Consider the following 276-nt stretch of genomic DNA (forward strand, 5'->3'; position numbering starts at 1 on the left):
CAGTTGCACTCGTAGAATAACTAGTAGTGATTGTATTTGAAATATTCCAATTATTTGCCACAAGTCCACCGGCATATGCAGGACCACCAATACCTGATGCACCTCCAATACCACCAGTACCTCCGATGCCCGTGCTTGCAGATGCATTTCCACCATTTCCTCCAGTCCCGCCGGCAGCACCATCTGCTGCGATAGCTGCGACTACTCCAGTTGCGTATGAATTTAAAATAACTCCTGTTGCTCCATTATTTGCAATTAAACCTCCAGCATAACTTG

Annotated in this window: 1 protein-coding gene; it reads right to left on the minus strand. The window is 46.0% G+C overall.

Annotated elements, in window-relative coordinates:
* A partial coding sequence (locus tag N8L39_RS09325) for a hypothetical protein (RefSeq protein WP_261039381.1) occupies window positions 1-276 on the minus strand: 276 nt, incomplete at both ends.

It is taken from the genome of Streptococcus mitis (assembly GCF_946190285.1).
Lineage (GTDB): Bacteria > Bacillota > Bacilli > Lactobacillales > Streptococcaceae > Streptococcus > Streptococcus mitis_CP.